This window comes from Corynebacterium mastitidis DSM 44356, assembly GCF_000375365.1.
In the GTDB taxonomy this organism is placed as follows: Bacteria; Actinomycetota; Actinomycetes; order Mycobacteriales; family Mycobacteriaceae; genus Corynebacterium; species Corynebacterium mastitidis.
Map to the genome: position 1 here is coordinate 14,196 of NZ_AQXB01000004.1, position 21,877 is coordinate 36,072.

At 67.5% G+C, this 21,877-nt stretch carries 29 protein-coding genes; 22 read left to right on the forward strand and 7 right to left on the reverse strand.

What is annotated here, in order from left to right:
* Window positions 1-161: 161 nt before the first annotated feature.
* The 3 genes from fusA (at window position 162) to B140_RS12040 (ending at window position 4,606) form a co-directional block, all read left to right on the forward strand.
* Window positions 162-2,288: an elongation factor G gene (gene fusA / locus B140_RS0105375; protein ID WP_026166026.1), complete on the forward strand. Its 2,127-nt coding sequence runs from the start codon at window positions 162-164 to the stop codon at window positions 2,286-2,288.
* Between the two features lie 344 nt (window positions 2,289-2,632).
* Window positions 2,633-3,823 carry an elongation factor Tu gene (tuf, locus tag B140_RS0105380; RefSeq protein WP_018118326.1) on the forward strand — a complete coding sequence of 397 codons (1,191 nt, stop codon included), beginning with the start codon at window positions 2,633-2,635 and terminating at the stop codon, window positions 3,821-3,823.
* A 108-nt stretch (window positions 3,824-3,931) separates the two neighbouring features.
* Entirely contained in the window at window positions 3,932-4,606 is a 675-nt protein-coding gene (locus B140_RS12040; protein WP_018118327.1) for a hypothetical protein, read from the forward strand.
* A 19-nt stretch (window positions 4,607-4,625) separates the two neighbouring features.
* Here B140_RS12040 and B140_RS0105390 read toward each other — a convergent pair whose 3' ends face one another.
* The 6 genes from B140_RS0105390 to B140_RS0105415 are packed head-to-tail and all read right to left on the reverse strand — an operon-like array spanning window position 4,626 to window position 7,517.
* Entirely contained in the window at window positions 4,626-5,192 is a 567-nt protein-coding gene (locus B140_RS0105390; protein ID WP_018118328.1) for a hypothetical protein, read from the reverse strand.
* Complete coding sequence (locus B140_RS12045) at window positions 5,189-5,752, reverse strand: DUF6286 domain-containing protein (protein ID WP_018118329.1); 564 nt, start codon at window positions 5,750-5,752, stop codon at window positions 5,189-5,191. The genes B140_RS0105390 and B140_RS12045 overlap by 4 nt, the downstream gene beginning before the upstream one ends.
* Window positions 5,742-6,407 carry an Asp23/Gls24 family envelope stress response protein gene (locus B140_RS12955; protein WP_018118330.1) on the reverse strand — a complete coding sequence of 222 codons (666 nt, stop codon included), beginning with the start codon at window positions 6,405-6,407 and terminating at the stop codon, window positions 5,742-5,744. The genes B140_RS12045 and B140_RS12955 overlap by 11 nt, the downstream gene beginning before the upstream one ends.
* The gene (locus B140_RS0105405; protein WP_018118331.1) at window positions 6,404-6,601 is read right to left on the reverse strand and encodes a hypothetical protein; all 198 of its coding nucleotides are present in this window, start codon (window positions 6,599-6,601) and stop codon (window positions 6,404-6,406) included. The genes B140_RS12955 and B140_RS0105405 overlap by 4 nt, the downstream gene beginning before the upstream one ends.
* A 60-nt stretch (window positions 6,602-6,661) precedes the next feature.
* Window positions 6,662-6,967 carry a hypothetical protein gene (locus B140_RS12055; protein ID WP_018118332.1) on the reverse strand — a complete coding sequence of 102 codons (306 nt, stop codon included), beginning with the start codon at window positions 6,965-6,967 and terminating at the stop codon, window positions 6,662-6,664.
* A gap of 49 nt (window positions 6,968-7,016) precedes the next feature.
* Window positions 7,017-7,517 carry an Asp23/Gls24 family envelope stress response protein gene (locus tag B140_RS0105415; protein ID WP_018118333.1) on the reverse strand — a complete coding sequence of 167 codons (501 nt, stop codon included), beginning with the start codon at window positions 7,515-7,517 and terminating at the stop codon, window positions 7,017-7,019.
* Between the two features lie 668 nt (window positions 7,518-8,185).
* Here B140_RS0105415 and rpsJ point away from each other — a divergent pair.
* The 14 genes from rpsJ to B140_RS0105485 all read left to right on the forward strand — a co-directional run bounded on the left by rpsJ (window position 8,186) and on the right by B140_RS0105485 (window position 15,813).
* Complete coding sequence (gene rpsJ, locus B140_RS0105420) at window positions 8,186-8,491, forward strand: 30S ribosomal protein S10 (protein ID WP_018118334.1); 306 nt, start codon at window positions 8,186-8,188, stop codon at window positions 8,489-8,491.
* 37 nt (window positions 8,492-8,528) lie between these two features.
* The gene (gene rplC, locus B140_RS0105425) at window positions 8,529-9,179 is read left to right on the forward strand and encodes a 50S ribosomal protein L3 (RefSeq protein WP_018118335.1); all 651 of its coding nucleotides are present in this window, start codon (window positions 8,529-8,531) and stop codon (window positions 9,177-9,179) included.
* A gap of 2 nt (window positions 9,180-9,181) precedes the next feature.
* Window positions 9,182-9,841, forward strand: coding sequence for a 50S ribosomal protein L4 (gene rplD, locus B140_RS0105430; RefSeq protein ID WP_026166027.1), 660 nt, complete (start codon window positions 9,182-9,184; stop codon window positions 9,839-9,841).
* A complete protein-coding gene (rplW, locus tag B140_RS0105435) occupies window positions 9,841-10,146 on the forward strand; it encodes a 50S ribosomal protein L23 (protein ID WP_018118337.1) in 306 nt (101 codons plus the stop codon). The genes rplD and rplW overlap by 1 nt, the downstream gene beginning before the upstream one ends.
* Window positions 10,147-10,171: 25 nt before the next feature.
* Complete coding sequence (gene rplB / locus B140_RS0105440; protein WP_018118338.1) at window positions 10,172-11,008, forward strand: 50S ribosomal protein L2; 837 nt, start codon at window positions 10,172-10,174, stop codon at window positions 11,006-11,008.
* A gap of 16 nt (window positions 11,009-11,024) precedes the next feature.
* On the forward strand, window positions 11,025-11,303 hold the full coding sequence (rpsS, locus tag B140_RS0105445) for a 30S ribosomal protein S19 (RefSeq protein ID WP_018118339.1): 279 nt from the start codon (window positions 11,025-11,027) through the stop codon (window positions 11,301-11,303).
* A gap of 3 nt (window positions 11,304-11,306) precedes the next feature.
* Entirely contained in the window at window positions 11,307-11,669 is a 363-nt protein-coding gene (gene rplV / locus B140_RS0105450; RefSeq protein ID WP_018118340.1) for a 50S ribosomal protein L22, read from the forward strand.
* Entirely contained in the window at window positions 11,669-12,415 is a 747-nt protein-coding gene (rpsC, locus tag B140_RS0105455) for a 30S ribosomal protein S3 (RefSeq protein ID WP_018118341.1), read from the forward strand. The genes rplV and rpsC overlap by 1 nt, the downstream gene beginning before the upstream one ends.
* Before the next feature lie 5 nt (window positions 12,416-12,420).
* On the forward strand, window positions 12,421-12,837 hold the full coding sequence (rplP, locus tag B140_RS0105460) for a 50S ribosomal protein L16 (protein ID WP_018118342.1): 417 nt from the start codon (window positions 12,421-12,423) through the stop codon (window positions 12,835-12,837).
* Entirely contained in the window at window positions 12,837-13,067 is a 231-nt protein-coding gene (gene rpmC / locus B140_RS0105465; protein ID WP_018118343.1) for a 50S ribosomal protein L29, read from the forward strand. The genes rplP and rpmC overlap by 1 nt, the downstream gene beginning before the upstream one ends.
* A 2-nt stretch (window positions 13,068-13,069) precedes the next feature.
* A complete protein-coding gene (rpsQ, locus tag B140_RS0105470) occupies window positions 13,070-13,348 on the forward strand; it encodes a 30S ribosomal protein S17 (protein ID WP_026166028.1) in 279 nt (92 codons plus the stop codon).
* Between the two features lie 588 nt (window positions 13,349-13,936).
* On the forward strand, window positions 13,937-14,482 hold the full coding sequence (locus tag B140_RS0105475) for a hypothetical protein (protein ID WP_018118345.1): 546 nt from the start codon (window positions 13,937-13,939) through the stop codon (window positions 14,480-14,482).
* Between the two features lie 39 nt (window positions 14,483-14,521).
* Entirely contained in the window at window positions 14,522-15,199 is a 678-nt protein-coding gene (locus B140_RS0105480; protein ID WP_018118346.1) for a hypothetical protein, read from the forward strand.
* Complete coding sequence (locus B140_RS0105485) at window positions 15,196-15,813, forward strand: hypothetical protein (protein WP_018118347.1); 618 nt, start codon at window positions 15,196-15,198, stop codon at window positions 15,811-15,813. Before B140_RS0105480 ends, B140_RS0105485 begins: the two co-directional genes overlap by 4 nt.
* Before the next feature lie 101 nt (window positions 15,814-15,914).
* Here B140_RS0105485 and B140_RS0105490 read toward each other — a convergent pair whose 3' ends face one another.
* Window positions 15,915-16,799, reverse strand: a complete 885-nt coding sequence (locus tag B140_RS0105490; RefSeq protein WP_018118348.1) for a carbohydrate kinase family protein — start codon at window positions 16,797-16,799, stop codon at window positions 15,915-15,917.
* Between the two features lie 109 nt (window positions 16,800-16,908).
* Between B140_RS0105490 and B140_RS12060 the strand changes: the two genes are divergently transcribed.
* From B140_RS12060 to rplE, 5 genes are all read left to right on the forward strand, one after another.
* A complete protein-coding gene (locus B140_RS12060) occupies window positions 16,909-18,309 on the forward strand; it encodes a glycoside hydrolase family 32 protein (protein WP_018118349.1) in 1,401 nt (466 codons plus the stop codon).
* A 34-nt stretch (window positions 18,310-18,343) separates the two neighbouring features.
* Entirely contained in the window at window positions 18,344-20,350 is a 2,007-nt protein-coding gene (locus B140_RS0105500) for a sucrose-specific PTS transporter subunit IIBC (RefSeq protein ID WP_018118350.1), read from the forward strand.
* A 217-nt stretch (window positions 20,351-20,567) separates the two neighbouring features.
* Complete coding sequence (gene rplN, locus B140_RS0105505) at window positions 20,568-20,936, forward strand: 50S ribosomal protein L14 (RefSeq protein ID WP_018118351.1); 369 nt, start codon at window positions 20,568-20,570, stop codon at window positions 20,934-20,936.
* Complete coding sequence (gene rplX / locus B140_RS0105510) at window positions 20,937-21,251, forward strand: 50S ribosomal protein L24 (protein WP_018118352.1); 315 nt, start codon at window positions 20,937-20,939, stop codon at window positions 21,249-21,251.
* A complete protein-coding gene (gene rplE, locus B140_RS0105515; protein WP_018118353.1) occupies window positions 21,251-21,835 on the forward strand; it encodes a 50S ribosomal protein L5 in 585 nt (194 codons plus the stop codon). Before rplX ends, rplE begins: the two co-directional genes overlap by 1 nt.
* Window positions 21,836-21,877 lie beyond the last annotated feature (42 nt).

The following is a 21,877-nucleotide window of genomic DNA, read 5'->3' on the forward strand; positions in this document are numbered from 1 at the left end:
CGCGGCGGGGGACGCGCGAGCGCCCCGCTCGCCATGCCTGCGGCGGCAAACAATGGCACAATTGAACGAGAATTATCCACCCGGCACGCTGGCGTGCCGCGCCCCGGTCGATCCCGGCGGCGTGGCGGCGGCGGCCACAACAATCAAGTTGGGGTATGACTGTGGCACAAGAAGTGCTTAAGGATCTCAAGAAGGTCCGCAACATCGGCATCATGGCGCACATCGATGCCGGTAAGACCACCACGACCGAGCGCATCCTCTTCTACACCGGCATCAACCGGAAGGTGGGCGAGACGCACGACGGCGCCTCCACCACCGACTGGATGGAGCAGGAGAAGGAGCGCGGCATCACCATTACCTCCGCCGCCGTGACCTGCTTCTGGGAGGGCCACCAGGTCAACATCATCGACACGCCGGGCCACGTGGACTTCACCGTGGAGGTGGAGCGCTCCCTGCGCGTGCTCGACGGCGCCGTGGCCGTCTTTGACGGCAAGGAGGGCGTGGAGCCGCAGTCCGAGCAGGTGTGGCGCCAGGCCGCCAAGTACGACGTGCCGCGCATCTGCTTCGTGAACAAGATGGACAAGCTCGGCGCGGACTTCTACTACACCGTGGGCACCATCGTGGATCGCCTGGGCGCCAAGCCGTTGGTGCTCCAGCTTCCCATCGGCGCGGAGGATGACTTCGACGGCGTGGTGGACCTCATCAACATGCAGGCCATCGTGTGGCCGGGCAAGGTCGAGGTCGGCGCGGAGCCGGAGTACCAGGAGATCCCCGCGGATCTTCAGGAGAAGGCCGAGGAGTACCGCGAGAAGCTGCTGGAGGCCGTGGCGGAGTCCGACGAGGCCCTCATGGAGAAGTACTTCGGCGGCGAGGAGCTGACGGTCGAGGAGATCAAGGCCGCCATCCGCAAGATGACCGTGGCCTCGGAGATCTACCCGGTGCTGTGCGGTACCGCCTACCGCAACAAGGGCGTGCAGCCGCTTCTCGACGCCGTCGTGGACTACCTGCCCACGCCCCTGGACGTCGGAGAGGTGCACGGCCACAAGGTGGGCGACGAGTCCGTGGAGCTGACCCGCAAGCCCTCCGACGAGTCCCCGCTGTCCGCGCTGGCGTTCAAGATCGCCGCGCACCCCTTCTTTGGCAAGCTGACCTTCGTGCGCGTGTACTCGGGCACGATGGAGCCGGGCGAGCAGGTGCTCAACTCCACCAAGGGGAAGAAGGAGCGCATCGGCAAGCTCTTCCAGATGCACGCCAACAAGGAAAACCCGGTGGACTTTGCCCACGCCGGCAACATCTACGCCGTGATCGGCCTGAAGGACACCACCACGGGTGACACCCTGTGCTCCCAGAGCGATCCCATCATCCTGGAGTCCATGGACTTCCCGGACCCGGTGATCAAGGTCTCCATCGAGCCCAAGACCAAGTCCGACCAGGAGAAGCTGGGCGTGGCCATCCAGAAGCTCGCGGAGGAGGACCCCACCTTCACCGTGGAGCTGGATGAGGAGTCCGGCCAGACCGTGATCGGCGGCATGGGCGAGCTGCACCTGGACGTGCTCGTGGACCGCATGAAGCGCGAGTTCAAGGTGGAGGCCAACGTGGGCGCCCCGCAGGTGGCCTACCGCGAGACCATCCGCAAGGCCGTGGAGAAGCTCGAGTTCACCCACAAGAAGCAGACGGGTGGCTCCGGCCAGTTCGCCAAGGTCATCATGGCCTTCGAGCCCTACGCCCCGGCGGAGGACGAGCTGGAGGAGGGCGAGTCCGCGATCTACAAGTTCGAGAACGCCGTCACCGGCGGCCGCGTGCCCAAGGAGTACATCCCCTCCGTGGACGCCGGCGTGCAGGATGCCATGCAGTACGGCTTCCTGGCGGGCTTCCCGCTGGTGAACGTCAAGGCCACCCTGCTCGATGGTGCCTACCACGAGGTGGACTCCTCCGAGATGGCCTTCAAGATCGCCGGTTCCCAGGCCCTCAAGGAGGGCGTGGCCAAGGCCAAGCCGGTGCTGCTGGAGCCGCTCATGGCCGTGGAGGTGACCACGCCCGAGGAGTACATGGGCGAGGTCATCGGCGACATCAACTCCCGCCGTGGCCAGGTCTCCGCGATGGAGGATCGCGCGGGCGCCAAGCTGGTCAAGGCCAAGGTGCCGCTGTCCGAGATGTTCGGCTACGTGGGCGACCTGCGCTCCAAGACGCAGGGCCGCGCCAACTACTCCATGGTCTTTGACTCCTACGGCGAGGTGCCCTCCAGCGTCTCCCAGGAGATCATTGACGAGCGCAACGGCAACAAGTAGCCCCGCGCTCAGGCGGTGAGGTGCCCTCGGGTACCATCACTGCCGCTGCTCCTCGCCGGGGCGCGTGCCGCCGGCGAGGGTCCCGGGGTCGTGCCGTAGCGGCCCCCTGTTCATCCGCCCGGGGCGGGTGCGCAGGCGGCCGTTACGGCCCCTGGGGCGCATCCCGATGCGGTTTGTGGGCGCGGATCTGGCTTGATATTCCGTGCGCATAAATCTAGGATCAAGTAACTGGCACGTTGTGTAAATGCTGCCCTGCGCGAGCCCTCTCGCTCCGCGCGGAGGTGGCTCCCGTTAATATGTGGCTGCGAGAGTCGTAGCCACCATGAAGTCCAGGAGGACATACAGTGGCAAAGGCGAAGTTCGAGCGTACAAAGCCGCACGTCAACATCGGTACCATCGGTCACGTGGACCACGGTAAGACCACCACCACGGCCGCCATCACCAAGGTGCTGGCTGACCAGTACCCGGATGAGAACACCGCCTTCGCCTTCGACGCCATTGACAAGGCGCCGGAGGAGAAGGAGCGTGGCATTACGATCAACATCTCCCACGTCGAGTACTCCACCCCGAAGCGTCACTACGCTCACGTTGACGCCCCGGGCCACGCCGACTACATCAAGAACATGATCACGGGTGCCGCCCAGATGGACGGCGCTATCCTCGTGGTTGCCGCTACCGACGGCCCCATGCCGCAGACCCGCGAGCACGTGCTGCTCGCCCGTCAGGTGGGCGTGCCCTACATCCTCGTCGCCCTGAACAAGTGCGACATGGTGGATGACGAGGAGATCATCGAGCTCGTGGAGATGGAGATCCGCGAGCTGCTCGCCGAGCAGGAGTTCGACGAGGAGGCCCCGATCGTTCACATCTCCGCCCTGAAGGCTCTTGAGGGCGACGAGAAGTGGACCCAGTCCATCGTGGACCTCATGCAGGCCTGCGACGACTCCATCCCGGATCCGGAGCGCGAGACCGACAAGCCGTTCCTGATGCCGATCGAGGACATCTTCACCATCACCGGCCGCGGCACCGTGGTCACCGGTCGTGTGGAGCGCGGCAAGCTGAACCTGAACGAGGATGTCGACATCATCGGCATCAAGGAGAAGTCCACGCACACCACCGTCACGGGCATCGAGATGTTCCGCAAGATGATGGACTACACCGAGGCCGGCGACAACTGCGGTCTGCTGCTTCGCGGCATCAAGCGCGAGGACGTGGAGCGCGGCCAGGTCGTCATCGCTCCGGGCGCCTACACCCCGCACACCGAGTTCGAGGGCTCCGTGTACGTGCTGTCCAAGGACGAGGGTGGCCGCCACACCCCGTTCTTCGACAACTACCGCCCGCAGTTCTACTTCCGCACCACCGACGTGACCGGCGTTGTGCACCTCCCCGAGGGCACCGAGATGGTCATGCCGGGCGACAACGTGGACATGCGCGTCGAGCTGATCCAGCCCGTCGCCATGGACGAGGGCCTGCGCTTCGCCATCCGCGAGGGCTCCCGCACCGTGGGCGCCGGCCGCGTGACCAAGGTGATCAAGTAATACTTGACCGCCTGAGCGCATAGGCGCACGCAGGGGCCGCCTCCTCCACCCGGAGGGGCGGCCCCTTTCGCATGGGATAACACCGACCCCGGAAAGGACGCCCACCCGATGAAGGACCCCACGAGGATCGCCCCGCTGCTCGACCTCCTCCGCGACGCCTGGGAGGCGCAGCCGGACCTCGCGCTCTCGGAGCTGTGGGGGATCCTCGAAAACCGGGGCATCGGCTGGGGCGCGGAGGACGAGCAGGTGGCGGCGGAGCTGCGCGCGCTGCTGCGGGAGCACCCCGTGGCCGTGGGCGAGGAGCCCGTGCTCGTGCGCACCACGGCCCCCGAGAAGCTGGTGAGCATCCACCCGGGGGAGCGCGCGGTGATCGTGCGGGACCCCGATCCGCGCCGACAACCCACCTGGTGGACCTACGGGGAGCTGCTGAGCGGCCGCGTGGGCGCGCCCCTGATCCTCGGGGACGAGGAGGGCATCCCGCACCGGCTGGGGGTCATCCGCTCCATCGACGCCCTGGCGGGCCGCCCGCGCGACCTCGGCGGGCTGAGCCGACGGAGCCTGGGGGACGCCGCCTACGCCTGCCGCCTTCATGGCGGCGGGTTGGCGGTGATCGGGCACGCGATCCACCTCTACGAGAAGCAGCGGCGCAGCGTGAGCCACACCCGCCTGCGCTGGGAGCGGATCGAATCCGGGGCCGTCGGGGAGCCCCTGGTGCTGCGGCTGCGCGACGGCACAGAAAAACGGGAGCTGGGCGCCGTTGACGCCCTGCTCCCGCTCAGCTAATCGCCGGGGCCCACCGCCTCTAGGAGGCGGAGGAGGCCACCGGGGCGAGGTTGATCTTGTACACGCTGTCCACGTCGATCCCCGGCAGGGCGGCGCGCAGATCCTCCTCGTTGCGCTCGATGGCGCCGCGCAGCTCCACCAGGTCGGTGGTGGCCTCCGCGCGGATCGTCCAGGCGATGGTGGGCCGGGAACGATCCATGGCGGCCTTGTGGCGCACCCGGGTGACGCCGGTGACGTCCTCCAGGGACTCGTCCACGGCGGAGGCCATACGGGCCATGCTGATGTCGATAGACCCGTGCGCGCTGGACGCCTGGGAGCGCAGCCGGTTGAAGCCCCGGCGGCGCAGGTTGGCGGCGATCCACCACAGCCCCAGGAGGGCCCCCAGGATCATCACGCCCCACAGGGCCGCGAGGAACCAGGGGGAGGCCTCCGCGCCGTCGAGCACGGAGGCGTCGAGGCGCTCGGTGAGGCGCTGCACCGGCTCGAACCGCAGCCAGGAGCCGATGCCCCAGGCCCCGCCGGCGAGGCAGAGCAGGCCGAGGAGGATCAGGATGATCCTGTCAATAGCGGAGAGCGCACGGCTCATTTCTGCTCACCTCCGGCGGAGTTATCGATGCTGAGTTTCAGGTTCATGGTGTTGCCCACCAGGGGGTCCAGGTTCTGGTGCACGCTCTCGTGCACGCGCTGCTCCACCGTGCTATCGCCGCTGGTGGCCGTGGCGTGCAGCCGCACCGATCCCTTGCGGGCCCGGGTGGAGGCCGCGGTGATCCCCGGCACGCGCTTGGCGGTGGCCGTGGTGTACCGGGCGATGTCCACCGGGCGCGCCCACAGGGAGACCTCGGACTCCAGGGGCAGGTAGCCGCGCGAGCGCGGCTTGAGCGCCACCAGGACGAGCACCAGGCCCACCAGCGCGGCCACGATGGAGGCCGGGATCATCCACTGCTGGAAGGACCCCTGCGCCAGGTTGTCGATGAGCGGCAGCACCCAGCTCTGGGTGTCCGCCTCCTCGGTGTAGTGCAGCCACAGCTCGCGGCCCGCCACCACGGCGAGGCCGATGAAGCCGAGGCCGAGCAGGATGGATACCCAGCGCGCGGCGGGGGAGGCCTTGGGCTCCTGGCCGTAGCCGGGGCGTCGTTTATCGGACACGACGTTCTCCCTTCTTGTCCTGTGCCGCAGGGCTGAGCGGGTGCCACGGGGTGACCGTGACGGGGGTCAACGGGCGTTCGGGTGCGGTGCGCACCTCCGGGGCCGGGCGGTCGTCCGAGGCCACGGTGATGGGGGCCAGCGGGGTCTCCGGGGCCACGACCACCTCGGGGGCGGGCCGATCCTCGGAGGCCACGGTGACCGGGCGCAACCGCACCCGGCTGGGGCCCTCCGCGATGGCGGCGGGGGGCACGGCCTTCGGCTCGCGCACCGTCACCGGGCGCAGGGAGGGGAGATCCGGGGCGGCGTCGATAAGCTCCGCCGTCACCCGCTGCTGGCCCTTGACCACGGCGCCCACCACGATGTTGCAGTGGGTGACGCGCAGGCCGGTCATGCCGGTAACCCAATCGGTGATGGTGGCGCGCACCTCCTCCGCGACGCGGGTGACCGGGGCGGGCCAGGTCACCGCGATGAGGGCCTCGATGGAGGCCACGCCGCGATCGGCGTCCACCAGCACGTCGTAGCGGGGAAAGCTCCGCGCGGCGATCCGGTCGAGCGTCTTACCCACCTGCGTGGTGCCGGGCACGGAGCTGGCAGCGGCCGCGACGATGCGGGAGACGGCGCGTTCCGTGATGAAAATGCGGCCGCCGGTGCTCACCCCCTACCACCTCGTCCGGAGGTCAGGCTATCCCAGAAGGCGCGCAGGTCGATGCGCCCCTCGATCTGCGCCCCGACGACGCCGCCGAGGGCGCCGAAGATCAGGGCGGCGACGAAGCCGCCGAAGCCGCCGAAGGCGGTGGCGAGGGCCACGGCAAGGCCGAAAGCGATGCCGATGAGGGTCATGTTATTCATTGAAATCTTCCTCGATTTCAGTAGCGTCTGTGTAAAAGCGGCCGGTGGGCGGGGTGCGCCCTATGCGGCGGGGGAGGCGGCGTCCGCGATCACCACGTCCACGGCAAAACCCGTGGCGCGGTGGGCTACGCGGCGCACCTCCTCCGCCAGGTGGTGCAGATTAGCGGTGGCGTCCAGATCCGCCACGAGGTGAACCTCGAGGCGGGAGCCTTCGCGTAGCCGCAAACCACGCACGCGCTGCCCCGGATAGAGCAGCGAGGCCTCCCCGAAGGTCCCGGAGTGAAGATCGGCCACGCCGGGAACGGAGCGCAGGGTGCGCGCCAGCTCCTCGGCGTCCTCGTAGGGAAGGGGATCAGTAACGGACACGGGCGGGCCTCCTAGGCGTGCGAGAGATCAGTGGTGAAACGGTGAGGCGCTACTGGACGCGGCGGGGGGCGTCCTCGGAGGGCTGCTCCTTGGACTCCTCGTTGTCGTCGCCATCCAGGTGGACGTCGGTGACGGTCACGTTGACCTCGGTGACCTCAAGGCCGGTCATGCGCTCGATGGCCTTGATGATGTTGCGGCGGATGGCCTCGGCCAGCTCGTGGATGGCCACGCCGTACTCGGCCACGATGGACAGGTCCACGGCGGCCTGGCTCTCGCCGACCTCCACGTCCACGCCCTGCTGCACGTTCTCCGAGGCGCCGAAGGACTCGCGGATGGAGCCCAGCATGCGGGCGCCGCCGCCGCCGAGGGCGTGGACGCCGGAGACCTCGCGGGCCGCCAGGCCGGCGATCTTGCCCACCACCTGGTCCTCGATCACGGTGCGGCCATGCTCGGTGCTCAGGGCATCGTTGCGAGCCACCTCCGTGGAGGAGTTCTTGTTGGGGTTGCCCTGGTTGTTCTTGGCACCCGTGTTCGTGTTCTTCTCAGCCATGATGCTCCTTCTTATAGATATGGCCAGCAAGGTACGGCCGCTAGTATATAGACGATGCCGGGCGAGCAATAGGGGGTTGGCCTATCAATATGGGTGGGGAAAGCAACTCCGCTCCTGCTCAGCAGGGTAAACGGCCGGGAAAAGTGAAGTTTGCATCAGGGCCGGGAGCGTGGTTTAATACCAGGGTTGCTTTAACACGGCGTCGTTTTTCCGTGCCCGCGCTCCGAGTGCGGCGGGGAGAGGCGCGCCGATGGTGAGGCGAACATGACACCTTTGTTTGCGGAGCCGCCCCCGGGCGGAGGCCGCAAGGAAGGCTCCAGGATCGGGGTAGGTCGGCCGGATTCAGGCGCGGCATTCCCGAGAGTGGAAACCGGAGAAGGGGCATGGCAAATAAACAGCGGCAGTACGCAAGGACCACGCTTTCCCCGTGAAGGCCCTGTGTTCCTTACGGCTTGACCAGATCCCGAGCGGCTGGTGAACTGCGGTGCCTTTGCTATGCAAGCCCGTACGGAATCACCGGTGACGTCATGGCGGTCAAGTAAGAAACTGGCGTTGCGCCTGCTGGCCCCGGGCCTGGGACAACGTTATAGAGAACATCAGGAAGCTAATTCCCACCGCTGCGCCGGGGAGACCCGGTGGATGTGGGACGAGCGAGGAAGAGGATAAGCGTGGCGGGACAAAAGATCCGCATTCGGCTCAAGGCCTATGACCATGAGGCGATCGACGCGTCGGCACGCAAGATTGTCGAGACCGTGACCCGCACGGGTGCGCGCGTCATCGGCCCCGTGCCGCTGCCCACCGAAAAGAACGTGTACGCCGTTATTCGTTCTCCCCACAAGTACAAGGATTCTCGCGAGCACTTCGAGATGCGCACGCACAAGCGCCTGATCGACATTCTCGACCCGACGCCGAAGACGGTCGATGCCCTCATGCGCATCGACCTTCCGGCCAGCGTCGATGTGAACATCCAGTGATCGACGATCGACGACAAACTTTGGCGGAGAAGAACTAATGAGTGAAAACGAGATCAAGGGCATTCTGGGCACCAAGCTCGGCATGACCCAGGTCTTTGATGACCAGAACCGGGTTGTCCCGGTGACGGTCGTGGAGGCCGGGCCGTGCGTGGTCACCCAGATCCGTACCACCGAGACCGATGGCTACAACGCCATCCAGATCGCCTACGGCGAGATTGACCCGCGCAAGGTCAACAAGCCGCAGGCGGGGCACTACAAGAAGGCCGGGGTCACCCCGCGCCGCCACGTGACCGAGATCCGCATGGACGACGTCTCCGGCTACGAGGTTGGCCAGGACGTGACCGTGGAGATCTTCAACGACGTTGAGTTCGTTGACGTCACCGGCATCACCAAGGGCAAGGGCTTTGCCGGCGGCATGAAGCGCCACGGCTTTGCCGGCCAGGGTGCCGCCCACGGTAACCAGGCCGCTCACCGCCGCGTGGGTGGCATCGGCGGCGCCGCGACGCCGGGCCGCGTGTTCAAGGGCAAGCGCATGGCGGGCCGCATGGGCTCCGACCGCGTGACCACCCAGAACCTGAAGATTCAGAAGGTGGACGCCGATGCCAACCTGCTGCTTATCAAGGGAGCGATCCCGGGTAACCGCGGCGGCATCGTCACCGTTAAGACCGCAGTGAAGGGCGGTGCATAGGCATGAGCACTCTGAAGTTGGACGTCCACACCGCGGACGGCAAGACCAACGGCCAGGTGGAGCTGCCGGCGGAGATCTTTGACCGCGAGGCCTCCGTGGCTCTGATGCACCAGGTTGTCACCGCGCAGCTTGCTGCCAAGCGCCAGGGCACCCACGCCACCAAGACGCGTGGCATGGTCTCCGGCGGCGGCAAGAAGCCGTTCCGCCAGAAGGGCACCGGCCGCGCCCGCCAGGGCTCGATCCGCGCGCCGCACTTCACCGGCGGTGGCACCGTGCACGGGCCGCAGCCGCGCGACTACTCGCAGCGCACGCCCAAGAAGATGAAGGCCGCCGCCCTGTGCGGCGCCCTGACCAACCGCGCCTCGAACGAGCGCATTCACCTCATCGAGGAGCTCGTCCCGGGCCAGAAGCCCTCGACGAAGGCCGCCCGCGCCTTCATCGAGCGCCTCACCGATCGCAAGCGCGTGCTGCTGGTGATCGGGCGCGAGGACCTGAACGCCAAGCGCAGCGCCAACAACCTGCCCAACGTTCACATCCTCACCCCGGAGCAGCTCAACACGTATGACGTGCTCAACTCCGATGACGTTGTGTTCTCCGTGGAGGCTCTGCACAGCTTCATCAACCGCTCCAGCGACGCTGCTGCGGAGAAGGAGGAGAACTAATGGCTAAGATCGCGAACCCGCGCGACATCATCCTCGCGCCGGTCGTCTCCGAGAAGTCCTACGGCCTCATGGAACAGAACACCTACACGTTCTTTGTGGCCACGGACGCCAACAAGACCCACATCAAGCAAGCCGTGGAGGAGATCTTCGGCGTCAAGGTCGCTTCGGTGAACACCGTGAACCGTGAGGGCAAGCGCAAGCGCAGCCGCACGGGCTTCGGCCGCCGCAAGGCCACCAAGCGCGCCTACGTCACCCTCCGCGAGGGCAGCGACTCCATCGACATCTTCGGCGGTTCGGCCGCCTAAGGGTGCCGGGAAGTAAGGACACATTATGGCTATTCGCAAGTACAAGCCGACAACTCCGGGTCGCCGCTTCAGCTCCGTTTCCACCTTCGACGAGATCACTCGCTCGAAGCCGGAAAAGAGCCTGCTGCGCCCGCTGCACAAGACCGGCGGCCGTAACGTACACGGCCACATCACCACGCGCCACAAGGGCGGCGGCCACAAGCGCCGCTACCGCGTGATCGATTTCCGCCGCAACGACAAGGACGGCATCCCGGCCAAGGTCGCTCACATCGAGTACGACCCGAACCGCACCGCCAACATCGCCCTGCTCCACTACGTGGACGGCGAGAAGCGCTACATCGTGGCGCCCAAGGGCCTCAAGCAGGGCATGATGGTCGAGGCCGGCCCGAACGCGGACATCAAGGTGGGCAACAACCTGCCGCTGCGCAACATCCCCACCGGTACCACCATCCACGCCGTGGAGCTGAAGCCGGGCGCGGGCGCCAAGCTCGCCCGCTCCGCCGGTGCGTCCATCCAGCTTCTGGGTAAGGAGGGCAAGTACGCCGTGCTGCGCATGCCCTCCTCCGAGATCCGCCGCGTGGACATCCGCTGCCGCGCCAGCGTGGGCGAGGTGGGCAACGCCGAGCAGATCAACATCCGCTGGGGCAAGGCCGGCCGCATGCGCTGGAAGGGCGTGCGCCCGACCGTCCGTGGTGTGGTGATGAACCCGGTTGACCACCCGCACGGTGGTGGTGAGGGTAAGACCTCGGGTGGCCGCCACCCGGTGTCGCCGTGGGGCCAGAAGGAAGGCCGCACCCGCAACCCGAACCGTTACTCCAACAACATGATCGTGCGTCGCCGCCGGTCCAACAAGAAGCGCTAAGAGGAGGTAAGTCACAATGCCACGCAGCCTGAAGAAGGGCCCGTTCGTCGATGAGCACCTCCTCAACAAGGTGGATGCTCAGAACGAGAAGGGCACCAAGCAGGTCATCAAGACCTGGTCCCGTCGGTCCACCATCCTGCCGGACTTCATCGGCCACACCTTCGCCGTCCACGACGGCCGCAAGCACGTGCCGGTGTTCATCGACGATTCCATGGTCGGACACAAGCTGGGCGAGTTCGCGCCCACCAAGACCTTCAAGGGTCACGTCAAGGACGACAAGAAGGGACGTCGATAAGCGATGAGTGAGACCATCACCTCCGCACGCGCCACCGCGCGCTACGTTCGCGTCACTCCGATGAAGGCTCGCCGCGTGATCGACCTCGTTCGCGGCAAGTCCGTGTCCGAGGCCCTGGCCATTCTTAAGTACGCCCCGCAGGGCGCGGCCAAGCCGGTGGCCAAGGTCGTGGCCTCGGCCGCAGCGAACGCTGAGAACAACTTTGGTCTGGACCCGCGCACGCTGGTGATCTCCGAGGCTTACGCCGACGAGGGCCCCACCATGCGTCGCTTCCAGCCGCGCGCCCAGGGTCGCGCCTACCAGATCCGCAAGCGCACCAGCCACATCACCGTGGTTGTCGAGAGCCAGAAGGAAGGGGCCAAGTAGTGGGCCAGAAGATTCACCCCCACGGCCTCCGGCTGGGAATCACTTCCGATTGGAAGTCCCACTGGTACGCCGACAAGCAGTACAAGGACTACGTCGCCGAGGACATCAAGATCCGCGAGTTCCTGTCTAAGGGAATCGAGCGCGCCGGCATCGCCGACGTCGTGATCGAGCGCACCCGCGACCGCGTCCGCGTGGACATCCACACCGCCCGCCCGGGCATCGTCATCGGCCGTCGCGGCTCCGAGGCCGACCGCATCCGGCGGTCCCTGGAGAAGCTCACCGGCAAGCAGGTGGCCCTCAACATCCTTGAGGTCAAGAACGTTGACGCCAACGCCCAGCTCGTGGCGCAGAACGTGGCGGATCAGCTTGCCAACCGCGTGGCCTTCCGCCGCGCGATGCGCAAGGCCATCCAGTCCGCCATGCGTCAGCCCCAGGTCAAGGGTATCAAGGTGCAGTGCTCCGGCCGTCTCGGCGGCGCCGAGATGTCCCGCACCGAGCGCTACCACGAGGGCCGCGTTCCGCTGCACACGCTGCGCGCGGAGATCGAGTACGGCGTGCACGAGGCGCACACCACCTTCGGCCGCATCGGCGTGAAGGTCTGGATCTACAAGGGCGACGTGGTCGGCGGGCGCCGCGAGAGCGAGCTGAACGCACCGTCCGAGCGTCGCGGCCGTGGTGACCGCGCCGGTCGTCCGCGCCGCGGCGGCCAGCGCCGTAACCGCGCTGAGAAGAAGCAGGAGGGCTAAACGCAATGCTTATTCCTAAGCGCGTGAAGTACCGTCGCCAGCACCGCCCCACGCGTCGCGGTGTGTCCAAGGGCGGCAACCGCATCAACTTCGGTGACTACGCCATCCAGGCCCTCGAGCCGGCGTACATCACCAACCGCCAGATCGAGGCGGCGCGTATCGCCATCAACCGCCACGTCAAGCGCGGCGGCAAGGTCTGGATCAACATCTTCCCGGACCGCCCGCTGACCCAGAAGCCGCTCGGCGTGCGTATGGGTTCCGGTAAGGGCCCCGTTGAGAAGTGGGTGGCTAACGTCAAGCCGGGCCGCGTTCTCTTCGAGATGAGCTACCCGGACAAGGCCACCGCCGTGGAGGCGCTGCGCCGTGCCGGTCAGAAGCTGCCCTGCAAGGTTCGCATCATCTCTAAGGAGGACCAGTTCTAATGGCTACCGGTACCCCCGCACACGAGTTCCGCGAGCTTTCCGTGGAGGAACTTGAGACCCGTCTGGCCGAGTCCAAGGAGGAGCTGTTCAACCTGCGCTTCCAGATGGCTACCGGCCAGTTGACCAACAACCGCCGGCTGCGGACGGTCAAGCGCGACATCGCCCGCATCTATACCGTCATCCGCGAGCGCGAGCTTGGCCTGTCCGTCGTCCCGGGAGCTGAGGCTTAATTATGAGTGAGGCAAACGTGACCAAGAAGGAAAAGGGCGCGCAGAAGGTCCGCACCGGCTACGTGGTTTCTGACAAGATGCAGAAGACCATCGTGGTGGAGCTCGAGGACCGCAAGCGCCACGCCCTGTACGGCAAGATCATGCGCACCAACTCCAAGGTGAAGGTGCACGATGAGAACGAGGACGCCGGCGTGGGCGACCTCGTGCGCATCGCGGAGACGCGACCGCTGTCCAAGGACAAGCACTTCCGCCTCGTGGAGATCATCGAGAAGGCCAAGTAGGCCAGCTCGGGTTCTTCGGGTAGAAGAATGTTAAGGCCCCTCCCGGCCGATTAAGGCAGGGAGGGGCCTTGCTCCTTTTTTAGCCCGGGTCTTGGGGAGGAGAGGGGCGTTGAGAGGCGCGGCGGAGCCTTGCATCGGGCGCAGGCTTCCGGGCGCTGTGGCGGGGCGCTGTGGCGGGGCGCTGTGGCGGGGCGCTGTGGCGGGGCGCTGTGGCGGGGCGCTGGGGAGGTGAGGCGGGGTGGGGCACAGGGGAGGGGTGTAACGGGTGTGAACGAAAGTATCTTTTATGTGGATCGGGCGGGGCCGCGATGTGGGTAAACGGCGGGGAAACGCGCAGCATGCGGTCCGTTTATCCGAAAGTGCCACTATGTATTTTTGCGCGTGTGAGAAAAACTACGCTACCCCTGTGAACTTTCTCCCCTATTAAAGATGTGTTTTAGGGTTTTATACTGCACCCGTAAGTTCTTTGCAGGCAGTTCCAAGGTGCGATGTTGACGCGAAAGGCCGACGTGGGAGGCCGAAGGCGGCGGCGCACACCGGGCGAACCCCTGCTTTTCTCGCCCGTAACACTGAAAGAAAGGCCACGTCATGCGCTCTAAGATCATCTCCACCCTGGCCGCCACGGCCCTCACCGCCGGCGTGATCGCCGGTGCCCCCGCCGCCTCGGCCGCCCAGAAGGTCGTGCCGGGCAAGGTGGGCGAGTCCTGCTCCATTGAGGGGCAGCGCGGGCAGTCCCTGAAGATCACCTCCAGCAGCTTCGAGGTGGAGGGCACGGCCACCGTGGCCAACTACAACGACGAGAACCTGCCGCTGACGCAGACCCTCAAGGAGGGCAAGACCAAGTCCTGGAACGTGGGCGGCTCCATCGACTTCGACCTGCTCAAGCTCTTCCACGTGACCTTCAACGCGGGATACCAGTCCTCCCAGACCTGGGAGGTGGGCCAGACGCTCGGCCCGTACCCGGTCAAGCCTGGCTACACCGGCGTGCTGGAGTACGGCTTCCTCAACCAGACCTTCGAGGGCACCCACATCCGCTGCTCCGGCGGCACCTGGGTCAACGAGGGCCGCCCCTTCCACGGCACCATCCCCAAGGAGCGCCACGTCAAGGTGTCCATGCGCTCCAACGACGCCTAATCGCCCCGGCGAGCACGCGGGAGTAGGGAGAACACGGAGATGAAGAAGAAGCTGATCACGGCGGCCTGTGGCCTGGGCGTGGCCTTAAGCACCATGTGCGGGGGCACCGCCGCCGCGGCGGAGAAGATCTCCCCGGATCAAAACGAGCACCGTTCCACCTTTGTGAACACCGATAGCTGCAACCCCGTCACGGACGGCAAGCGCCACCCCTGGGAGCAGTGGATCGTGGACGAGTGGGACCGCTACAACGGGACCACCTCGTTTACGAATACGACGGATCGCGAGATCAGCTACTCCCTGGAGGTCACCGAGGGGGTCAACGAGTCGGTCAAGGCGATGAGCAGCGGCAACACCTGGGACGTGTTCCTCAAGGGACTCAAGAGCCGCTACGGCGTGGTGGAGACCTCCGAGTGGGCGGTGGGCGACAAGCTGGGCCCCATCAAGGTGAAGCCGGGCGAGACCGTGCGCGCGGACTACGGCGTGCACATGAAGGAGTTCATCGGCCGCGTGCGCACCTGCGACAAGAAGACGCACCTGTGGCGCACCGAGCCGTACTTTGGCACGTACCACGGCAAGGGGCCGAGCACCCGCTTTGTGGTGTGGCACCGCACCACCGCCGAGGGCGATTACACCCAGAACTACGTGCCGGTGCAGGACAAGTGGGGCAAGGGCGGCGACGGCGGCCCCGGCTCGCAGACGATTAACGGAAAGGCGTGATCCCCATGCGCGTGGGCAAGACGGTAACGGCGGTGGCCTCTCTGGTGGCCTCGGCGTCGCTGCTGGCGGGCGTGGCCCCGGCGGCGCTGGCCGCCGAGGACTTCTCCGTGGGGCGCACCCCGGAGAGCTGGGCCCCGGTGCCCCGGCTGAAGGAGAAGGAGCGCGGCCCGGAGCCGGGAAGCCGGTGCGTGCAGCGCGGGCAGGTGCGCGAGTACGTGGTGCTCAAGGACACGCACTTTGACGTGGAGGGGCAGCAGTCCTCCTTCAACGACACCGACGGCGTGATTCCCCTGCAGCAGACGCTCAAGGAGACCAAGAAGAAAAAGTGGACGTGGTCCGCCTCCCTCACGGTGAAGCTCACCGACGAGATCAAGAAGAAGTACGACTGGGAGTACAACCGCGAGATGTTCTGGTCCCTGGGCCAAAACCTCGGCCCCTACGATCTTCTTCCTGGGGAAAAGGGCACCCTGGCCTGGGGCTTCATCATGGATGACTACACCAGCCAGCGGGTGCGCTGCGGCTCCTCGATGACGTGGGAGCCGGTGGGGCGGCAGAACTACGGCTCCGCCCCGCGCGAGCGCCACGTGGAGGTGGTGATCAAGAAGGCCGACTAGCCCGGCGGCCTTCCTTAAGCAAAGGCCCTCCCGGAACCGCGCGACGACCGTCTCGCGGTTCCGGGAGGGCCCTCGTCGCGTCGCGGGGAGGCCTGCCCGGCTTATCCCAGCTCCGCCAGGGTGGGCGGCTGCGCGCCCGCCCGGGAGCAGGTGATCGCCGCCGCGGCGGCGCAGGTCTGAAGCATCTCGCGCCAGGATTCCTCGCCCAGCCCCGCGACCTCGGCGGGGCCGAGCCCGGCGGCGTCGATAAGCCGCAACAGGGTGCCCATCACGGTATCGCCCGCGCCGATGGTGTCCACCACGCTCACCCTGGGGGAGGACACGCGCAGCTCCAGGGCGGCGGTGCGCACGCGCAGGCCCTCGCCGCCGCAGGTGGTGACGACCACGGGGGCGGCGAGCGCGTCCTCCCCGCCGAAGAACTCCACCTCCTCCTCGGAGAGCTTGAGCACGGTGACGTGTGGCAGCAGCGAGAGCAGGAACTCGCGGTGCGCCTCGGTGGCGAAGGAGGGGCGGATGTTGGGGTCGAGCGCGATGAGCGTGCCTCGGGCGGAGAGGGAGCGCAGCACCTCGGCGTAGCGGCCCGCGCCGGGCTCCCAGGCCAGCGAGCAGGTGCCGAAGCAGGCGACGTCGGCGGGCGCGGCCTCCGGTGCCACCAGGCGATCCGCGGTGCCCTCGTTGTAGAAGCGGAAGGTGGCCTGCCCGGAGGCGTCGAGGGCGCTGACCGCCAGGGTGGTGGGCTCCGGGCCGCGCTGCAGGTGCGCGGTGCCCACGCCCTCGGCGCGCAGGCGGTCCGCGAGGGCCTGGCCGAAGGCGTCGGTGGAGAGGCGGGAGTGGAAGTTCACGGACGCCCCCTGGCGCGCGGCGGCCACGGCGACGTTGTAGGGGCCGCCTCCGAGGGCGGGGCGCAGGGCGGCGAGCGCCGGGTCGGCGGCGGAATCGGGCTGGGGGACGAGGTCGATGAGCCCCTCGCCGTACACGCTAATCATGGTCGGGCTCCTGGCTTTTCTCGGGGAACAAGGCTAACGGGAGGATACGGAACCAATATACGGAAGTAATCGGTCAGCAACAGACATATTCTCGGATAGACTCAGGGATATGACGAGTCCACATCTTCGTCCCGCCTATCACATCGCCCCCCGGCGCGGCCGGCTCAACGACCCCAACGGGGTGTTCCTGAGCGACGGCGCGCTGCACGTCCACTACCAGTATGACCCGGTGTTCCCCGAGACCCCCAAGCGCACCGGCTGGGGCTACGCGCGGATCCCCACCGGTGGCGAGCGCGCCTGGCGCCCGCAGGAGGGCCGGAGCGTGCTGGAGCCGGTGGAGCCCTACGACCGCCACGGCTGCTACTCCGGCTGCGCCGTGCCGCTGCCCGGGGGCGGGGTGGAGCTTTTCTACACCGGGAACCTCAAGGAGGGCGGCCGCCGCGTCCCCTCGCAAAACCGCGTGCGGTTTAGCGGCGAGCCGGGCAACCCGGAGTCCTACCGGCGCGACCCCGCCAACCCGCTGATCGACGGCCCCGCCCCGGGATACACCGGGCACTACCGCGACCCCCACATCACCCCCCACCCCGAGCGCGAGGGCGCCTGGCGGATGATCCTGGGCGCCCAGCGCGCCGACGCCACCGGCACCGCCGTGCTCTATGCCTCCGATGACCTGCGCTCCTGGGACCTCGAGGGCGAGCTGAGCTGCGTGGTCGCCCCTGGCGCCCGCGAGGGCGAGAGCCCCCTGATGATCCCCGAGGGCTACATGTGGGAGTGCCCGAACCTGCTGCGCATGGTGGATCAGGAGGACGGCCGGGAGTACGACGTCCTGGTGATCTGCCCCCAGGGCCTCGACGAGGTCGAGGAGATGCTGCCGGAAAACCCCGACGTCTTTCTCACCCACCTGGCGGACCCCGACCGCTGTGGCTACCTGGTGGGGCACCTGCGCGGCACCACCCTGGAGGTTACCCGGGGCTTTAGCGAGCTGGACTACGGCCACGAGTTCTACGCGCCGCAGCTCATCGCCGCCCCGGGGAGTACCGGGGGAGAGGCGATCATGCTCGCCTGGATGGGCATGCCCGGCCGGGACGACACCCCCACCGCCCGCGACGGCTGGGTGCACATGCTCACCGTGCCGCGCCGGGTGACCCTGCGCGGCGGGCGCCTCTACCAGGAGCCGCTGGCGCCGCAGGGGGCCGCGTGGACCACCCGCCTGGGCGACCGCGACGCGCGGATCGCCCTGCGCGACGCCACCGGCGCCGAGGTGGTGCGGCTGGGCTACGACGCCCAGGCGGGGGCGCTGAGCGTCAGCCGCCTGGGCGGTGCGGTGCGCGGGCTGGACCGGGGCGACGGCAACGCGGCGGACACCCGCACCTTCCGCGCCGGGCCGGGGGAGCTGACGGTGCTCCTCGACGGCGCGGCGGTGGAGATCTACGCCGCCGACGGCGCGGCGACCGCCAGCCTGCAGGCCTACCCCGACGGGGACTGGGCGCGGCCCGAGGTTATGAGCTAACACAACGTTTTCCTGACAATCGAGAGGAACACACATGGACCACCACAAGGTCGCCGGGCGCGTGCTCAACGCGGTGGGCGGCGAGGACAACATCGTCGCGGCGGCGCACTGCGCCACCCGCCTGCGCATGGTGCTCAAGGACGAGGGCCGCGTGGACACGGCCGCCCTGGACGAGGACCCCGACCTCAAGGGCACCTTCAGCTCCGGGGGCATGTTCCAGATCATCGTGGGCCCCGGCGACGTGGACACGGTGTTCGCGGAGCTGGACTCGCTGACCTCCAAGTCCATCGCCGTGAGCACCGAGGAGCTCAAGGACGTGGCCACCCGGGGCGGCAACTGGTTTACCCGCGCGGTGAAGGCGCTGGCGGACATCTTCGTGCCGCTCATTCCCATCCTGGTGGGCGGCGGCCTGCTCATGGCCCTGTACAACGTGCTCACCGCCAAGGACACCAGCGACCCCGCGAGCACCGCCCTGGTGGACAGCGTGCCGCAGCTTCAGGGCTTCGCGGAGCTGGTGAACCTCCTGGCCAGCGCCCCCTTCGCCTTCCTGCCGATCCTGGTGGGCTTCACCGCCACCAAGCGCTTCGGCGGCAACGAGTTCCTGGGCGCGGGCATGGGCATGGCGATGGTCATGCCCTCCCTGGTCAGCGGCTACGAGGTTGCGGAGACCGTCTCCAACGGCACGATGACGTACTGGGACGTCTTTGGCCTCCAGGTAGCCCAGGCCGGGTACCAGGGCACGGTGCTGCCGGTGCTGGTGGTCTCCTACCTCCTGGCTACCATCGAGAAGTTCCTGCACAAGCGGCTCAGCGGCACGGCGGACTTCCTGCTCACCCCGCTGCTCTCGCTGCTTCTCACCGGCTTTGCCACCTTCGTGGCCGTGGGCCCGGCCATGCGCTGGTTGGGCGACGCCCTCGGGGCCGGGCTCTCCTCCGGCTACGAGTTCGCCGGGCCGGTGGGAGGCTTCCTCTTCGGCCTGGTGTACACGCCCATCGTGATCACGGGCCTGCACCAGTCCTTCCCACCCTTCGAGATGCAGCTCTGGGCGGAGGGCGGCTCCTTCATCTTCCCCATCGCCTCCATGGCCAACATCGCCCAGGGCGCGGTCACCCTCGCGGTCTACACGCTCGCGCGCGGCGAAAAGCTCAAGGGGCTCGCCGGTGCCACCGGCGTGTCCTCCCTGTTCGGCATCACCGAGCCCGCCGTGTTCGGCGTGAACCTGCGCCTGCGCTGGCCGTTCTTCGTGGGCCTGGGCGCGGCCGCGGTGGGCGGCGCCCTCGTGGCGCTGCTCGACGTCAAGGCCACCGCGCTGGGCGCAGCGGGATTCATCGGCGTGGTCTCCATCCGCCGCAACGACTGGGGCCAGTTCCTGCTCTGCGCTGTGCTCGTGTTTGCGCTGGCCTTCGCCGCCGCCTGGTTCTACGGCCGCTACCTGGTGCGCCAGCGCGGCTCGATAGACCCGGACGCCGCGGGCGCGGGGGCTGCCGCCGCTCCTGCGGCGGGGGGAACCGGGGCCGGTGTCGATCCGGCTCCCCGGGCGGCGGAGGGCGCCATCGACCTGGTGGCCCCCCTGACCGGGCGGGCGGTGGCGCTCTCCGAGGTCAGCGATCCCATGTTTGCGGCGGGCAAGCTCGGCGCGGGCGCCGCGGTGGAGCCGACCGTGGGCGCGCTGTACAGCCCCGTGGACGGCAAGGTCGTGGTGGCCTTCCCCTCCGGGCACGCCTTCGCGGTGCGCGGCCAGGACGCCGACGGCAAGCCGGTGGACGTGCTCATGCACATCGGCTTTGACACGGTGAACCTCAAGGGGCAGCACTTCACCCCGCACAGGGCCAAGGGGGACGAGGTGCGCGCCGGGGATCTGCTCTGCGAGTTCGATATGGCGGCGATCCGCGAGGCGGGCTACGAGCTGACCACCCCGGTGGTGGTGTCCAACTCCAAGCGCACCGGGGCCGTGAACCCGGCGCTGGCCCTGCCCGCCGAGGTGGAGCACGGGGACCGCCTGCTCACCGTGGACCCCCGGGTGGCCGAGAAGCAGGCGTGACGCGGATTTGATTCCGCCGCCGCGCTGGTGTTTTAATGTGCAGGTTGCGTATGCAGGTCGGCCTGGGGGTGCGTTCCGAGCCCCCTCGCCGAGACCCTTCGACCACATGGTTCGTCGCCCGCCGGAGCAGGCGGAGTGCATGGCGCGATATGTACGTAGACCGCGTGCGCGCAGGGCGGAAATCTGGCGCACATGAAACCAGGTCAGGAGACCAGTAGTGATTCAGCAAGAATCGCGTCTGAAGGTCGCCGACAACACCGGTGCCCGGGAGATCCTGTGCATCCGCGTGCTCGGCGGCTCCACCCGACGTTTTGCTGGCATTGGCGACACCATCGTCGCCACTGTCAAGGAGGCCACCCCCGGCGGCAACGTGAAGGCCGGTGAAGTGGTGAAGGCCGTGATCGTGCGCACCAAGAAGGAGACCCGTCGCCCGGACGGCTCCTACATCGCGTTCGACGAGAACGCCGCCGTGCTCATCAAGAACGATGGCGAGCCGCGCGGCACCCGCATCTTCGGGCCGGTGGCCCGCGAGCTGCGCGAGAAGAAGTTCATGAAGATTGTGTCGTTGGCACCGGAGGTGATCTAGGTGAAGATCCGCAAGGGCGATATGGTCCAGGTGATCTCCGGGCCCGACAAGGGCGCGCAGGGCAAGGTCATTCAGGCCTTCCCGAAGAATGACAAGGTGCTCGTCGAGGGCGTGAACCGCATCAAGAAGCACGTGGCGAACTCCGCCCCGGAGCGCGGCGCCGAGTCCGGCGGCATCGTCACCCAGGAGGCCCCCATCCACGTCTCCAACGTGATGGTGCTCGACTCCGAGGGCAAGCCCACCCGCGTCGGCTACCGCTTCGACGAGGACGGCAAGAAGGTCCGCATCGCGCGTAGCAACGGGAAGGACATCTAATGAGCGAGAACTACACCCCGCGGCTCAAGACCGTCTACCGCGAAGAGATCCGCGCCAAGCTCAACGAGAAGTATGAGTACGAGAACGTCATGCAGATCCCCGGTCTGACCAAGATCGTGGTGAACATGGGTGTGGGCGACGCCGCCCGCGACTCCAAGCTCATCAACGGCGCCATCGAGGACCTGACCCTGATCACGGGCCAGAAGCCGCAGATCCGCCGCGCCCGCAAGTCCATCGCCAACTTCAAGCTGCGCGAGGGCATGCCCATCGGCGCCAAGGTGACCCTGCGCGGCGACCGCATGTGGGAGTTCCTGGATCGCCTGCTGACCGTGGCGCTGCCGCGTATCCGCGACTTCCGGGGTCTCTCCGACACACAGTTCGACGGCCACGGCAACTACACCTTCGGCCTGACCGAGCAGACGATGTTCTACGAGATCGACGTGGACAAGGTTGACCGTCCGCGCGGCATGGACATCACCGTGGTGACCACCGCCACGAACAACGAGGAGGGTCGCTCCCTCCTGCGCCTCCTGGGCTTCCCGTTCAAGGACGGCGAGGGCAAGATGCAGGCCAAGGAGGCCTAGCACTCGCTCTTGAGCGTTGCAGGACCCCGGCTCGCGCCGGGG